Below are 14,138 nucleotides of genomic sequence, written 5' to 3'. Positions count from 1 at the left end.
GGGGGCGGTAACAGAGAATGTCAGCCGAGTATTTTCCAAAGAACAGCAAGATAGAATGTCTTCAGGCTCCTGATGGCATAAGTCTGCGTATCGCGTCAATTCTGCCCGAGGGCCCGGTCCGGGGGCAGATTGTGGTGGTTAACGGCCATCGGGAGTATTTGGAAAAATACCAGGAGTTTTTTCAGGATCTTCTGGATCGCGGGCTTCAGGTTTTCAGTATGGATCTACGTGGGCAGGGGCTGTCCGGCCGCCTGCTTGAGGACCGGCATCGCAGTTATATCAACAGTTTCGATCTGTATCTCTCCGATCTCGCCCTGGTGCTGACTCATTTCGGGCTGATGTCACGTCGGAACCGCGAAAAACCGCTTTATCTGCTCGGTCATTCCATGGGCGGGCATATAGCCTTTCGCTTCCTCCATGACCATCCCGGGGTTTTTGACAAGGCAGTTCTGCTGTCGCCGATGATGGGGATTAATCTGGGCCCCCCCTTGAAGGCGCAGTTGTCCCGGTGGTTGATCAAACTGGCCTGTCTGTTGGGATTTGAAAAGGAATATGCGCCGGGTCAGGAACCAAAGACGGGGGAGGAGTTGCAACTGTTGGTCAGCGACCTGTTGACCCATGATGTTTCCCGCTATGAGACGGAAAGCCGGATTATGACATCCAATCCGGATCTCTATTCCGGCGGTGCGACATTTGGCTGGCTAAGAGCCGCTCTGCAAAGTATCCAGACGGTGCGCCGGCCTGGCTATGCCGAAGCTGTAAAGTTGCCGCTCCTGGCCTTTCTTGCGGAAGCAGAAAGGCTGGTGGTCAATGATACGGCCCATGAAGTGCTGAAACGATTGCCCAACGGCAGAATAGAAATTGTTCGAGGAGCCTATCACGAGATTTACCGGGAAACCGATGAAATACGCCGGGAAATGTGGACAGTCCTGGAGGAGTTCCTAGCTGTTTAGGATGTCCAGCACCTGTTTGTGCAATGCCCTGTCGCCACAGGCAACTACTTGCCCTCCCAGGTTTGCCGGGCTCCCGTCCCAGCTGGTCACAACACCCCCGGCATTTTCGATGATCGGGATCAGGGGCTGGATATCATAGCTTTCCAGGCCGCTTTCAATCACCACATCCATGTGACCGGATGCCACCATCATGTAGGCATAACAGTCATAGCCGTTGCGGACCATATTGGCTTTCTTGGCCACCCTTTCAAAGGCTTTTCGATCTTCGTCGGTGGCAAACAGCTGAACCGGGTCTGTCGTTGACAGGGTCGCCAGGGAAACATCGGGACAGGCGCGGCAGCGGATGGGGGCGCCGTTCAGTGTGCTGCCCAGGGGAGAGCCGATATATCTTTCCTTCAGATAGGGCTGGTCCATCATCCCGATGACGGGTTTTGTACCGTCGTTAACGGCAACAAGGGTGCCCCACAAGGGAATGCCGGCAATAAAGGATCTTGTACCGTCGATGGGGTCGATAATCCAGTTGATGCTGTCGGTGCTCTCTGAAAAATTGTCATGGCCATGTTCCTCGCCAATCAGGTTGTGTGCGGGATATTTTTCATGGATAAGCCGGCGGATCACTTCTTCCGCATCCCGGTCAGCCCTGGTCACCGGATCGAAGTCGCTTTGCAGCTTTCTGCCCTTGTTGCTGACCTCAAGAGGAGCCCGGAATGACTTCAGGGTGATTTCGGCCGCAGCATTCCCGAGAATCTGAAGAAAATCGACATATTCCTTGATTTCATCAGGATTTAAGTTATCTGACATGGGTAAGTATCATTCCAAAGCTGGGCACTGCGGGGCCGGTTGAATTCATTCTGTGTCAGGGATTTTCGCAGAATTGTCAAGGATTGAAGTCTGAAAGAGTATGACCGAGACATATGACTTTATCATTGTCGGGGCCGGTATTGCCGGGGCATCCGCCGGCTATTTTCTAAGCCGGCACGGCCGTACATTGATCCTCGAAAAGGAGGACTTTCCCGGCTATCATACCACCGGACGCTCGGCCGCTTTTTTTGCCGAAACCTATGGTAATTCCACCGTTCAGAAACTGACCAGGGCCTCTAAATCCTTTCTGCTGGAGCCACCTGAGGGTTTTTCCGAAACGCCGCTGGTCCGGCGCCGCGGTGCGGTTTATATGGCGACAGCGGAACAAAAAAACTTTCTGGAGCAATCCTACAGGGTAAAAAAAGAAATCAGTCCCGAGATCGAAAAGCTGACCGATGCCGATGTGCAGGCCGAGGCCCCCTGCCTGCGCCGGGGGTATGCAGTCGCCGGATATTCAGAACCCGGCTGCCGGGATATTGATGTGCATGCCCTGCATCAGGGATATCTCAGGGGAATTCGGGAACATGGCGGCAGGATCAGTTGCAGCCAGGCAGTGAAAAAGATAGAGAAAAATGGACCGGTCTGGCAGGTTGTGACGTCTGATGCCATGTTTGAAGGGCGTGTGATTATCAATGCTGCCGGCGCCTGGGGAGATGAAATCGCCCGGCTCGCTGGTATTGATGGCCTGGACCTTCAGCCGTGCCGCCGGACTGTCATTTGTCTTGATACCGGGGAAGACGAAATATCCCCTGATATGCCTTTGGTTCTTGATGTGGAAGACCGGTTTTATTTCAAGCCGGAGGGCGGGGGAATATTGCTCAGCCCTTGTGATGAAACGCCGATGCCGCCCTGTGACGTGCAGCCGGAAGAACTTGATGTCGCCCGCGCCATTGACAGGCTGGAAACAGCAACTGATATGACAGTCCGCCATGTCAGGCGCAAATGGTCGGGTCTCAGGACATTTACAGAGGATCGTTCTCCCGTCATCGGGTTTGATCCGGAGAATGAAGGTTTTTTCTGGTGTGTCGGGCAGGGCGGGTTTGGAATTCAGACCTCGCCTGCCATCGGACAGCTGATTAGTGACCTGATTATGAAGGAAGAACCTGACCGGACATTACCGATCAGGGAAATTTCACCGCAGAGATTCAGAGGATAATTATTTTCCGATCCGGGGACTGTCGCCGCTTGAAGGGCCAAAGGCTTTTTCAAGCGTCAGAGTGCTATCTTTGGCCAGATCGATGGCGTCTGTAATCAAACCCAGGATTTCGACATTATTGTTCAGGACATGCTGGGCTTCCGGACGTTCGTCATCCATGATCAGCGTTGCCCGTTTGAAAATGTCTTTGCGTATAATATTCAGAATATCTTCCAGCTTGAAGCCGTTTGGATTATCGTCCGTCACCAGAAAATGTGTCATTTGCGAAACCTTTTTGTCCATTTGTCATCCGTATTCTAGTGAAAAGCCCTTAAGTTTAGGTAAACAGGGCTTATTTTCTTCCGGGTGTCAGCAGCCGCTGTCTGGCGTGTCTGATTATTTCACGACGTTCTTTTTCAGGTCTGTCCGTCCAGTTAAAGAGTTCGCTGGCCAATCTTCCACATCCGATGCACCAGTCACCCTCATCGCGCAGACGACATATTCCTGTGCAGGGGCTGTCAGATTTTCCGGATTTTGTCATGTTGTGTTTCAGCAGATTTGTTCCCGGAGGAGGAGTTAAACGTAAAAAGCCGGGAGATCCCGGCTTTTTATATGATTTCTAAATGTTAAATCTTTAGCTTGCCTTGGCTGTGCGCAGCGCCCTTTTACGGTCGTTCGGGTCCAGATATCTTTTCCGCAGACGAACATTTTCCGGCGTGACTTCGACAAGTTCGTCATCGTTGATGTAAGCGATGGCTTCTTCCAGTCCCATCTTCTTCGGCGGGGTCAGCTTGACGGCGTCGTCTTTACCAGAGGCGCGGACGTTGGTCAGCTGTTTACCCTTGATCGGGTTCACATCCAGGTCGTTGTCCCGGGAATGTTCACCGATGATCATGCCTTCGTAAAGGTCTTCCTGCGGGTTGACCATGATGATGCCGCGTTCTTCCAGATTCCACAGGGCATAGGCAACGGCTTTGCCGTTGCTGTTTGAAATCAGGACGCCCTGACGACGACCTGTGATGGCGCCCTTGTAGGGACCATAGCTGTGAAAGACCCGGTTCATGACACCGGTGCCCCGGGTATCCGTCAGAAACTCGCCGTGGTAACCGATCAGGCCGCGAGACGGGGCCAGGAAAGTAATGCGGGTTTTGCCTGCGCCACTGGACCTCATGTCGGTCATTTCTGCCTTGCGCAGGCTCATTTTCTCGACAACGCCACCGGAATATTCTTCGTCAACGTCGACGACGACTTCCTCGTAAGGCTCCAGCTGTCCGCCTGTTTCCGGATCCCTTTTAAGCAGGACCTGCGGGCGGGAAATGGACAATTCAAAGCCTTCCCGGCGCATGGTTTCGATCAGGACACCGAGCTGCAGTTCGCCGCGCCCGGCAACCTCGAAGCTGTCCTTGTCTTCGCTTTCGGTGATTTTGATGGCCACGTTGCCTTCGGATTCCCTTTCCAGGCGATCCCGGATCAGGCGGCTGGTGACTTTCTTGCCTTCACGTCCGGCAAGGGGGCTGTCGTTAACGCTGAATTTCATGCTCAGGGTCGGTGGATCAATGGGCTGTGCCTGCAGGGCTTCCGTTACTTCGGGAGCGCAGAATGTGTCTGCAACCGTGCCGACGGACAGGCCGGCGATGGCAATGATATCGCCCGCCTGAGCTTCGTTTACGGGGACCCGTTCCAGGCCATGGAAGGACATCAGCTTGCTGGCGCGGCCCTGTTCCACAACTTCGCCTCTGGCGTTCAGAACTTTGATCGGGTCATTGACCTTGATTTTTCCGCTCTGCACACGACCGGTGAGTACGCGGCCCATGAAGTTGTCGCGGTCCAGAAGTGTCGCCAGCATGGTAAAGGGCTTGGCGATGTTTTCCTCGGTGGCGACTTCCGGGGCCTTGAAATGACTGATGATGGTTTCAAACAGGGGGGCAAGATCCTTGCGTTCTCCCTCCAGCTCCCTGTCGGCCCAGCCGTCCCGGCCGGAGGCGAACAGGGTCGGGAAATCAAGCTGCTCGTCATTGGCGTCCAGGGCAACAAACAGGTCAAATACCTCGTCATGCACCTCGTCCGGACGACGGTCCGGTTTATCGACCTTGTTGACCACCACAATGGGTTTGAGGCCAAGCGCCAGTGCCTTGGAAAGCACAAATTTGGTCTGCGGCATGGGACCCTCGGCAGCATCCACCAGAAGGATCACGCCGTCGACCATGCTCAGGATACGTTCGACTTCACCACCGAAATCGGCGTGGCCGGGGGTGTCCACAATATTGATGCGGGTGCCGTGCCATTCCACAGCGGTACATTTCGCCAGAATGGTAATGCCGCGCTCTTTTTCGAGGTCATTGCTGTCCATGGCCCGCTCTTCAACGCGCTGATTATCGCGGAAAAGGCCGCTTTGGCGGAACATAGTGTCCACAAGAGTCGTTTTGCCATGGTCCACGTGGGCGATGATGGCGATATTACGTAACGTCATGTATTTAAACTCGTATCATTTAAAACTGTTGATCTGCCACCCGCGAACGCCTATCACTGTTGCGGTGCAATAAAGGGCAAAAATTCGGCGCAGTATAGCCATCCTGCGGCCTTTGTCCATGTGAATTTATCATGACGGGAGGAATCGATGAAAGCCATGATCGTGCGGGAAAACGGACCCTTGAGCAATTTGCGTTTAGCGGAGGTGGCTGACCCTGTGGCAGAAATGGGGAGAGTTGTTGTTGATGTCAAGGCCTGTAGCGTCAATTTTGCCGACAGTTTGATGGTAGAAGGAACCTACCAGGTCAAGCCGCCGAAACCCTTCAGCCCGGGGCTCGAGATTTCAGGAATTATAGCTGAACTGGGTGAGGGTGTTACCGGTTATAAAGTCGGTGATCATGTGCAGGCCCTGACAAACTGGGGCGGATTTGCTGAAAAAATTGCCGTGCCCGTTGACGCCTTGCTCAAGGTGCCGGCAGGCATGCCGCACGAGGATGTGGCCAGTTTTGTTGTCGCCTATGGAACAAGCCATGTGGCGCTTGACTACCGGGCGAAATTACAGCCCGGGGAATGGCTGGTGGTGACCGGCGCTGGTGGAGGGGTCGGCCTGACGGCTGTGGAAATCGGCCATCTGATGGGGGCCCGGGTGATAGCGCTTGCCGGAAATGATGACAAGCTGGAAATAGCACGCAGCAAGGGGGCGGAATATACCATCAACTACAAGGACGAGGATGTGCGTGAGCGCCTCAAGGAAATTACCGGAGGCAAGGGGGTAAATGTGGTTTATGATGCCGTAGGCGGTGACGTGTTCCGGGCCTGTTTCCGGGCCATGGCGTCGGAAGGCCGGATCCTGGTGATCGGTTTTGCCAGCGGCGATATCCCCCAGGTCCCGGCCAACCATCTGCTGGTGAAGAATATCGAACTGATCGGATTTTACTGGGGAGCTTACAAGGAATTCAAAAATGAGGTTCTTGTGGACAGTGCCAAACAGCTTCTGAAGTGGTATGAGGAGGGAAAAATCAAACCTCATATCAGCAAGATATACCCCCTGGAACAAACAGCGGAGGCGATCCGGTCGCTCCGGGATCGTAAATCCTCGGGCAAGGTTGTTGTGGTGATGGAGCCGGATGCTTAGGGAGTTTTTCCAGCACCTGGTGACTTCTGCCGATGCCACGGCAAAAGCTATGGGGTACGTGCGGGAAGCCATTGCGATTGAAAGCCGTTACAGGCGTTGTCAGGGAGCCTGGCAGAGTCATCTGGAGGCCTGCCGGAGGGAAATACTCTCGGCGGCTGATAGTCTGGCGCCGGGCAGTCATGTTGTCATTATTGGATCCGGCAGTCTTCATGATGTACCGTTGGAGGAATTACGCACCCGTGATTTTCAGGTCAGCCTTGTTGATATCGTGCATCTGCCGGCCGTACGCAAGCCTTACCAGCAGGATGAAAAGATCAGCTTTATCGAGGTGGATGTGACCGGTCGGGCGGCCGAGGTCTATTCTCATCAGAATCAGAATAAGGGAGCCCCGCCGGACCTGGCGCTTGCTCCTCCGCCAGGGCTGGTGGTTTCGCTGAATATATTGTCTCAACTGGCGCTTCTGCCGGTTAAATGTCTTGAGAAAGGCGGGAGCAAGCCGGAGGATGATTTCACAGATACGATCCTGATTCAGCATATCGACTGGCTGGAACAATTTGAATGTCCGGTATTGCTCCTGTCTGACCTGAAGCGGGAGTATATTGACAGAGGCATGCTGCTTGAACAGGAAGAGGCCTTGTCAGAAAAGGTCGCGGCAAGGCTTGGTTCTCCTGCTCTTGAGTGGGACTGGCACATTGCCCCGCCTGGTGAAGTCGACCGGACCCTGGAAATCCGTCACCGGGTTGGCTGCTGGAAATTCCAAACCTGTATCAAACAGCTTTCCTGATTTTCCCATTTCATTAGCCAACTATTAATTTCTGCTTCGTATATTCACCCTGATTTTAATTCTTACACGACTATATAGGGTAGACATGAGTATTCTCTCCGAAACTGAACTGGAAAATCTTTACGAATCTGAAGCGCTGGATGAGGCTCGTGATGTGGCTGGAAGCCTGGAAGTGCGTCTACAGCAGGTTCTTAGCGGCGAGGTAAAGGGGGAAAAAGCCAAAGCAATGCTGGCCCAGGACGCATCCAACCTTCGCCTTAAGGTAAAGGCGGTCAAGCTGCCGGGGCTGTCCTCCATTTGTCAGCGTCTTGACGACTATCTCTGGCATATGGACGAGATCGGGGACAAGAACATCCGCGATCTTCAGCAGTTCAGTGACAAGATTATGGGGCTTCTGGACGGCTCCTCCACCCCGGCTGAGGATGTGGCGGCTGATATCCAGGCTTTGCCGCACCATTCCACTTTCGATGTCGGGGACGTGAAAAAAACTGACAAGGATGTGACACTGGTTTTGCCGCAAAAAACAGCGGCGAGGGTTGTGGAACGCGAACTGGTAGAATGTGGATATCGTGTCTCGACCGTTCTTGATTCCCTGGACGCCTTTGAGATTATTCTGGAGACACGCCCGGATCTGGTAATTACCACGGCAGTGATGCCCCGTCTTTCCGGTATTGACCTTGCCTGTGCATTGAAGTCAATGCCGACAACAAAAAATGGTGCTGTTGCAATCTTGACGAGTATGGAACTCGACCATCCTGACCTGAAAGCCCTGCCCATGAGTGTGGGGATCATCCGGCGCGGGGAACATTTCGGCAATGATCTGGCTGAAGTTCTGCAGAGGTTTGGAATTACCTGAATATGCGGCTTTTTCAATATTATTAATTCTGCATTAATCTGGCTCTGCTACTGTTAACCAAATAAGTTATACTTAAATAATTAAGGTTAAAAGTTAACAGAGTTGTTGAATTGACCAAATTCTTGCCTTAATTGTTAACTATAACTAGATTTTAGGGTTTGGTGCTATAACGTGAGTTTAAGTGGGGTGGGACATGAAATTATATTCTTTGATCATTGCGGGTGTTTTCTGGTTTTTTGCAACTGTATCAGTGCAGGCCCAGAGCGAGACTGCCTATCTGGAGAATATCCAGGCTGCTGATCAGCAACTATTACTAGAAAATTTTTCCAGCGCACAGAAATTGTACAATCAGGCAAAATCCTATGCCCACAATGCCAACGAGAAAAGTTATGTCCATTACAAGCTTGGTACAGTTTATCTCAGATTGAATGAAAAGCTGAAAGCCCGACAGGAATGGAAAAATGCTCTCGACATTCTAGACCGCGAAGGCGATAACTCCGGTATACGGTTTCATCTGAAGCAGGCTCTCGCCAATAGCGGCATGTAATGCCATCATCCCATATATGCAAAGATCAGCGATAAAACCATCAGGCTGACCATGACCCCTGCTTTCTTGCCTTTGTGTGGCAGCGATAGCGGCAGACGATGACTGATGCCGTCGGCAAGAAAAATACCCGACAGAAGAATAATGGCCGGTGACAGGGATGGCGTATCCATAATCAATGACAGCAGACTGGTCAGTATGATCATGAAGGACGGATACAGTCCGGCTGCACCCAGTGGGAAGCGTCTTTTATGCATATTGAGCAGCATATATCCGCCAAGAGCTGAAGAATAAGCCAGTAATATGTCGCGGGTGATGTCGTATCCACCAGTCCATGCTATGGCCATTCCGCCGAGACCGACTAATAGCAGGGGGAGTGTCAGGTCCAGACCATCCTGCCAATCCTGTTCCAGTTTCAGAAAATATCCCATAGCCACAACTGCAATGAGAGCCAAGCCCCTGTATTCGGCTTCGCTGAAAGCGAGGGGATCACTACCGGGGGCCAGAACCCAGAATGTGCCGCTCAGAGGTATGATGGATTTGAAAAATATATTGGCCGAATCCAGTCCGGGAAATCTGTCCAGCAGCAGCCCGTACAGCAGGGTAAACAGACACAGATACAGAATGACCTCCCGATGATGCTCTGCCGGCCACGTCGGCCAGCCAAAGTAGATCAGCAGCACAAGAAGGAAAGAGCCGACCAGCGAAGCGCTGGCCATGGTGTTGCCCAGCCCTTCGCCGACATAAAAGCGGGTGAGCGCCATGGCAAGCATGGTTAGTACAAACGGTAACAGGCCAAGAAGTACATAGGGATTGTTAAAATCAATCATACAGTCCTGTGTCCACCCTTTTGAATTTCTTATGTAGATATTTTGAATCTTTGTCCCGGCTGCCCAAACAATGTCTTAAAACGAATCACCCTGCAAGAAAAATATAATTCGAAAAGTGACCTGGGTTTCCCCGGGATGCAGGCTTGATAAGAGGCAGAAAGAGGACTGTGATATTTTCGTCCAATGATGATGTTGAAGGGGAGTATCCATTTGAAAAGTAAAGCTTTTCCAGATAAAATGAACCTGTTGCATAATTGACACAGTGTGACATTTATGTTAAGGGTAAGTCATTGTAAAATAATAACTTTTTTCCTCTTGATTTTGGCTGTGGAGTTACTAAATATATTAATGAGCGTTGTTCTTGGTGTAGGAATACACGCTTGAGCCCTACGTGGGCGTTTCCTCCCTAAACTTGGGCCGTATCTCCGGATATGGCCCTTTTTTATTTGTTTTCAGGTCTCGCTGTCAGAGGAGATTCCTGATTTCGCAGTCCAGTTTTCGGGATAAGCTGGTCATGGAGTCCTTCAGTTCCTCAAATCCCTGATGCAGGGTCAGGTCTTCTTCGTTCAGGTAAAGGCTGCGGTTCAATTCGATCTGAATTGCGTGTTTATGGTAGTTTGGCTGCCCGTAATGAACCGTGTTATAGCCGCCGGCGTAGGGGGCATTGAATCTGACTGCCAGGCCTTCGGCCTCAAAATGATCGGCCACAAACCGGGATATGTTGGGGTAACAGCTTTTGTCAAAGTTATTGCCGATGACCACGTCTGCCTGGTTAGATGCCTGCAGGCGGGAATTGATGAACTTGTATGACGGCATGGAATGGCAATCCACCAAAAGATAGTAGCCGTGGTCACTCCGGGCCTTGTCCAGGAGTTCACCGAGTGCTGCGTGTACCGGCTGATAAACCTGATCCAGCCGGGCCCGGGCAGTCTCGTAACTCAGGCTTTTCTCCGGATAGATATCCTGTCCGTCAAAGGTTCTCATCGGGATGACGCCAAACCCGCGAACTACTTTCTCGCTCTTGATGAATTTGATGCTTCGGGGGGAATCCTTCAGACAATGGGGATCCAGTTCACGCACGTCGCGATTTGTGTCCACATAAATTCTGCCATACAGATTCTTGAATAGATGGGATCCCGCCGATGTTGTGCCGCTAATGACTTCATCCATACGACTGTCGCCGGACTGGTGCAGCTTTATCGGCTGTCCGTCAAACCTGTTTACAAACTCTTCGGGCAGATAACGGCCGCTGTGGGGGCTGTTGTATATGATGCCGTTTGAGGAGGTGTCCGGTGGAGTAATAGAATAAGTTTTCATAAGGGTGTCTGCAGGTCCCGACCCTGAAAATATTTTATGCAGGATGGCTAAAGATAAACAAAAGGAAGACAATGGTCCAAATAATTTGTGGAAAAATTAAGATTTCGAAGATAGTTTATGAATATATTTGTGTTCCCGGGGTCTGAAATTCCCGGCAGGGATAATCACTGGACAAAATTAAGGGTATATTTAGTGGCGCGAATTCTGTTAGCCGAAGACGATGAGACGATGCGTGTTTTTCTGGCGCGCTCCCTCGAAAAAGCCGGATATAAGGTGATTTCCGTAGGACAGGGAACTGACGCGTTACCGCTACTTGCCGGTGGCGGGTTTGATCTTTTGCTGACGGATATTGTGATGCCGGGCATGGATGGTATCGAACTGGCCCGTCGGGCGACAAAAATGCAGCCGGACCTCCAGGTTATGTTTATCACCGGGTTTGCTGCCGTGGCCATGGATAAAACCCGGGACCGGCCGACCAACTCAAAGGTTTTGCAGAAACCATTCCATCTGAAGGACCTGGTCGACGAAGTGGACCGGCTATTTGTCGCTTGATCTCTTCCCGGCGGACAAGTATTTTAGAGTAATATTTAGGTACTAAAGTGATCTGAAACGGGTCGCTACAGCATAACAGGGTGAACTTTGGTTACTCCGACCATATTGCTTGTTGAAGATACGCTTCCACTCGCTTCAATTTACAAGGAATACCTGAGCGACGAAAATGTCCAGGTCACGCATGTTGCGACCGGGGGGGAAGCTTTCCAATATCTTGAGAACGGGCGCCCTGAAGTGGTCCTTCTCGATATGCAGCTGCCTGATATGGACGGGATGCAGATCCTGGAGCATATCGCCGAGAAAAAAATCGAAACAAGCGTGGTTGTTATTACCGCACACGGGTCAATTTCCAGGGCGGTGGACGCCATGCGGCTCGGAGCCTTTGAATTTCTGCTGAAACCCTTTGATAAAAGCCGGCTGGTTTTTACCGTGCGCAATGCGCTGGAACGGGTGCGGCTGAAAAAGGTTGTTCATACCTACCAGAGCCAGTTCGAGGATCGTCGGGAATTTTGCAATATGCTGGGCAGTTCCCTGCCCATGCAGTCTGTCTACAAGATTATTGAAAATGTGGCCGGCAGCAGGGCCACCGTTTTTATCACCGGTGAAAGCGGAACCGGAAAGGAACTGGCGGCCCACGCCATTCACGAGCTCAGTCCGCGCCGGGACAAGGAATTTATCGTCCTGAACTGCGGGGCGATTCCCAAGGATCTGATGGAAAGCGAGATTTTCGGCCATGTCAAAGGCGCCTTCACCGGCGCCATTGAAAACCGGGAAGGGGCCGCGTTGCGGGCTGACGGGGGTACATTGTTTCTTGATGAGATCGGCGAAATGGATATCGACCTGCAGGCCAAGCTGTTGCGGTTTATCCAGTCCGGCACGTTCCAGAAGGTGGGCAGCACGGATATGATGAAAGTGGATGTCCGCTTTGTCTGCGCCACCAATCGTGATCCCTTGAAGATGGTCGAACAGGGGCTGTTCAGGGAAGATCTCTATTACCGCCTGAATGTGGTGCCGGTTCACATGCCGCCGCTCAGGGACCGGGGCCGGGACAAGCTCGAGATTGCCTATGCCCTGCTGGACAATTTCAATCGCGAGGAAGGCAAGAATTTTGTTCGTTTCTCTCCGGAGGTTGAGAAAGTGTTTCTGCACCATCCCTGGCCCGGAAATGTGCGGCAGATGCAGAATATCATCCGGAATGTCGTGGTGCTGAATAACGGCGAAGAGGTGGAAATGAACATGCTGCCGGCGCCGTTCAACAGATATAAGGTGGAAATGCCTTCGATCTCCGCCGTGGAGCAGGTAGCCCGGGCAGGAGACAATGTTGTTGTTCTGCCGAAAATGTCGCCAAAGTCGATCCGGCCGCTTCTGGAACAGGAGCGGGAAATTATCGAAGAGGCGATCCGCCTTTGTGATGGTAATATATCCAGGGCGGCTGGCTACCTCGAGATCAACCCCTCGACAATTTACCGCAAAATGAAAAGCTGGAAGGGGCCTCTGCTCAGCTGACGGCTCGCGCTATTGTGATCAATATTTATTCCCCGACCTGTGGGGGTATGTCATGATTCGCTCGATTATTCCGAATGACGATCTGAATTAATAATGGAGAATATCAAGTGGATTTGCATGTGAATAAAAAAGTGCAGCAGCGGTATGCCGAAGGGGCAAAAGAGCGGCAGGCTGACCTCTGTTGCCCGGTGGACTATGATCCACACTATCTGAAGGTTATTCCCGATGAAGTGATCGAAAAGGATTATGGCTGTGGCGATCCGTCCCGGTATATCGGGCCGGGAGATGTGGTGCTGGATCTTGGCTCAGGCGGCGGAAAAATATGTTTTATCGCGTCCCAGGTGGTTGGTCCCGAGGGGCGTGTAATCGGCGTGGATATGACAGATGACATGCTGGAACTCGCCCGGCGCAACGCTCCGGTCATTGCGGAAAAAATAGGCTATGCCAATGTTGAATTCCGCAAAGGGCAAATCCAGGACATGAAAACGGATATGTCTCTGGTGGAAGAATATCTTCAGGCCAACCCGGTAAGTGATGCTGACGGATACGCCAGACTTCAGCAGGAAATTGACAGGCTGCGTCTGGAAAACCCCCTTGTGGCGGATGGGAGCGTGGATATAATAGTCAGCAACTGTGTGCTTAACCTTGTTTCCGACCACGAAAAGCGAAAACTTTTCAGGGAAATGTTCCGGGTTCTGAAACCAGGTGGCCGTATAGCCATATCGGACATCGTCTCTGACAAATTCTCGCCGGCGCATTTGAAGGAGGATGAAACCCTGTGGAGCGGGTGTATTTCCGGCGCCTTCCAGGAACAGGAATTTATCAGCTTGCTGGAAGAAACAGGCTTCGAGGCTATCGTGATCGATAAATATGAGGATGATCCCTGGCAGGTTATTGAAGGCATTGAATATCGTTCTATGACAGTTCTGGCCTCGAAAAATATTGAAAGTACCGCAGGTGACAAAAAATATACCGTGATGTACAAAGGGCCCTGGAAACGGGTGGAAGCGGAAAACGGCGAAGTTTTTGAACGTGGACAGCGTCAGGTCGTGCGTGAAAAAACCTATGTGAAAATAAGCGGTAACCCCTACCAAGATCAGATGATCACAATTTCTCCGGGTTCGGGGAGCAAGGAAAAAACCAGCCGGGGTGCGGCGGTATCGCCTCCGTCCCGATGTTGCTAATCAAGAAAGGTC

The 14,138-nt window shown here is 51.9% G+C and carries 15 protein-coding genes; 9 read left to right on the top strand and 6 right to left on the bottom strand.

Going from position 1 to position 14,138, the window contains the following annotated elements:
- The first annotated feature begins 17 nt into the window (after positions 1 to 17).
- Entirely contained in the window at positions 18 to 953 is a 936-nt protein-coding gene (locus ACORNT_RS15210) for an alpha/beta fold hydrolase (protein ID WP_321392701.1), read from the top strand.
- On the opposite strand, the gene hisN is transcribed toward ACORNT_RS15210, so the two are convergent.
- Entirely contained in the window at positions 942 to 1,754 is an 813-nt protein-coding gene (hisN, locus tag ACORNT_RS15205) for a histidinol-phosphatase (RefSeq protein WP_321392699.1), read from the bottom strand. The genes ACORNT_RS15210 and hisN overlap by 12 nt on opposite strands.
- A gap of 100 nt (positions 1,755 to 1,854) precedes the next feature.
- Between hisN and ACORNT_RS15200 the strand changes: the two genes are divergently transcribed.
- Positions 1,855 to 2,970 carry an FAD-binding oxidoreductase gene (locus ACORNT_RS15200; protein ID WP_321392697.1) on the top strand — a complete coding sequence of 372 codons (1,116 nt, stop codon included), beginning with the start codon at positions 1,855 to 1,857 and terminating at the stop codon, positions 2,968 to 2,970.
- Here the strand turns inward: ACORNT_RS15200 and ACORNT_RS15195 are convergent, their stop codons facing one another.
- From ACORNT_RS15195 to typA, 3 genes are all read right to left on the bottom strand, one after another.
- Positions 2,971 to 3,231 carry a hypothetical protein gene (locus tag ACORNT_RS15195; protein WP_321392694.1) on the bottom strand — a complete coding sequence of 87 codons (261 nt, stop codon included), beginning with the start codon at positions 3,229 to 3,231 and terminating at the stop codon, positions 2,971 to 2,973.
- A gap of 70 nt (positions 3,232 to 3,301) precedes the next feature.
- A complete protein-coding gene (locus ACORNT_RS15190; RefSeq protein ID WP_420717503.1) occupies positions 3,302 to 3,490 on the bottom strand; it encodes a DUF1289 domain-containing protein in 189 nt (62 codons plus the stop codon).
- A 93-nt stretch (positions 3,491 to 3,583) separates the two neighbouring features.
- Positions 3,584 to 5,419: a translational GTPase TypA gene (typA, locus tag ACORNT_RS15185; RefSeq protein ID WP_321392691.1), complete on the bottom strand. Its 1,836-nt coding sequence runs from the start codon at positions 5,417 to 5,419 to the stop codon at positions 3,584 to 3,586.
- 147 nt (positions 5,420 to 5,566) lie between these two features.
- Here typA and ACORNT_RS15180 point away from each other — a divergent pair, with 147 nt between their 5' ends.
- The 4 genes from ACORNT_RS15180 (at position 5,567) to ACORNT_RS15165 (ending at position 8,740) form a co-directional block, all read left to right on the top strand.
- Positions 5,567 to 6,553, top strand: coding sequence for an NADPH:quinone oxidoreductase family protein (locus tag ACORNT_RS15180; RefSeq protein ID WP_321392688.1), 987 nt, complete (start codon positions 5,567 to 5,569; stop codon positions 6,551 to 6,553).
- On the top strand, positions 6,546 to 7,337 hold the full coding sequence (locus tag ACORNT_RS15175) for a hypothetical protein (RefSeq protein WP_321392684.1): 792 nt from the start codon (positions 6,546 to 6,548) through the stop codon (positions 7,335 to 7,337). Before ACORNT_RS15180 ends, ACORNT_RS15175 begins: the two co-directional genes overlap by 8 nt.
- Positions 7,338 to 7,422: 85 nt before the next feature.
- Positions 7,423 to 8,193, top strand: coding sequence for a response regulator (locus ACORNT_RS15170; protein ID WP_321392681.1), 771 nt, complete (start codon positions 7,423 to 7,425; stop codon positions 8,191 to 8,193).
- Positions 8,194 to 8,386: 193 nt separating this feature from the next.
- Positions 8,387 to 8,740, top strand: coding sequence for a hypothetical protein (locus ACORNT_RS15165; RefSeq protein ID WP_321392678.1), 354 nt, complete (start codon positions 8,387 to 8,389; stop codon positions 8,738 to 8,740).
- A 5-nt stretch (positions 8,741 to 8,745) separates the two neighbouring features.
- On the opposite strand, the gene ACORNT_RS15160 is transcribed toward ACORNT_RS15165, so the two are convergent.
- Positions 8,746 to 9,567 (bottom strand): hypothetical protein, encoded by an 822-nt coding sequence (locus ACORNT_RS15160; protein WP_321392675.1) that lies wholly within the window; start codon positions 9,565 to 9,567, stop codon positions 8,746 to 8,748.
- A gap of 465 nt (positions 9,568 to 10,032) precedes the next feature.
- Entirely contained in the window at positions 10,033 to 10,884 is an 852-nt protein-coding gene (locus ACORNT_RS15155; protein ID WP_321392672.1) for an N-formylglutamate amidohydrolase, read from the bottom strand.
- Positions 10,885 to 11,076: 192 nt separating this feature from the next.
- On the opposite strand from ACORNT_RS15155, the gene cpdR reads away from it, so the two are divergent.
- The 3 genes from cpdR (at position 11,077) to ACORNT_RS15140 (ending at position 14,126) form a co-directional block, all read left to right on the top strand.
- A complete protein-coding gene (gene cpdR / locus ACORNT_RS15150; RefSeq protein WP_321392670.1) occupies positions 11,077 to 11,436 on the top strand; it encodes a cell cycle two-component system response regulator CpdR in 360 nt (119 codons plus the stop codon).
- An 87-nt stretch (positions 11,437 to 11,523) separates the two neighbouring features.
- A complete protein-coding gene (locus tag ACORNT_RS15145; protein WP_321392668.1) occupies positions 11,524 to 12,942 on the top strand; it encodes a sigma-54 dependent transcriptional regulator in 1,419 nt (472 codons plus the stop codon).
- Between the two features lie 119 nt (positions 12,943 to 13,061).
- Positions 13,062 to 14,126, top strand: coding sequence for a methyltransferase domain-containing protein (locus tag ACORNT_RS15140; RefSeq protein ID WP_420717502.1), 1,065 nt, complete (start codon positions 13,062 to 13,064; stop codon positions 14,124 to 14,126).
- The last annotated feature ends 12 nt before the right edge of the window (positions 14,127 to 14,138 follow it).

The organism is Emcibacter sp., from assembly GCF_963675455.1.
Classification (GTDB): Bacteria; Pseudomonadota; Alphaproteobacteria; order Sphingomonadales; family Emcibacteraceae; genus Emcibacter.
This window is presented reverse-complemented; position numbering and strand designations above follow the sequence as displayed.

What these genes read in the sequence shown, in the direction of transcription:
- ACORNT_RS15190 (WP_420717503.1), bottom strand. Translation starts at nt 3,490, where the DNA reads ATGACAAAATCCGGAAAATCTGACAGCCCCTGCACAGGAATATGTCGT.
- ACORNT_RS15175 (WP_321392684.1), top strand. Translation starts at nt 6,546, where the DNA reads ATGCTTAGGGAGTTTTTCCAGCACCTGGTGACTTCTGCCGATGCCACG.
- ACORNT_RS15155 (WP_321392672.1), bottom strand. Translation starts at nt 10,884, where the DNA reads ATGAAAACTTATTCTATTACTCCACCGGACACCTCCTCAAACGGCATC.
- ACORNT_RS15165 (WP_321392678.1), top strand. Translation starts at nt 8,387, where the DNA reads ATGAAATTATATTCTTTGATCATTGCGGGTGTTTTCTGGTTTTTTGCA.
- typA (WP_321392691.1), bottom strand. Translation starts at nt 5,419, where the DNA reads ATGACGTTACGTAATATCGCCATCATCGCCCACGTGGACCATGGCAAA.
- ACORNT_RS15200 (WP_321392697.1), top strand. Translation starts at nt 1,855, where the DNA reads ATGACCGAGACATATGACTTTATCATTGTCGGGGCCGGTATTGCCGGG.
- ACORNT_RS15210 (WP_321392701.1), top strand. Translation starts at nt 18, where the DNA reads ATGTCAGCCGAGTATTTTCCAAAGAACAGCAAGATAGAATGTCTTCAG.
- ACORNT_RS15170 (WP_321392681.1), top strand. Translation starts at nt 7,423, where the DNA reads ATGAGTATTCTCTCCGAAACTGAACTGGAAAATCTTTACGAATCTGAA.
- ACORNT_RS15195 (WP_321392694.1), bottom strand. Translation starts at nt 3,231, where the DNA reads ATGACACATTTTCTGGTGACGGACGATAATCCAAACGGCTTCAAGCTG.
- ACORNT_RS15160 (WP_321392675.1), bottom strand. Translation starts at nt 9,567, where the DNA reads ATGATTGATTTTAACAATCCCTATGTACTTCTTGGCCTGTTACCGTTT.
- hisN (WP_321392699.1), bottom strand. Translation starts at nt 1,754, where the DNA reads ATGTCAGATAACTTAAATCCTGATGAAATCAAGGAATATGTCGATTTT.
- ACORNT_RS15180 (WP_321392688.1), top strand. Translation starts at nt 5,567, where the DNA reads ATGAAAGCCATGATCGTGCGGGAAAACGGACCCTTGAGCAATTTGCGT.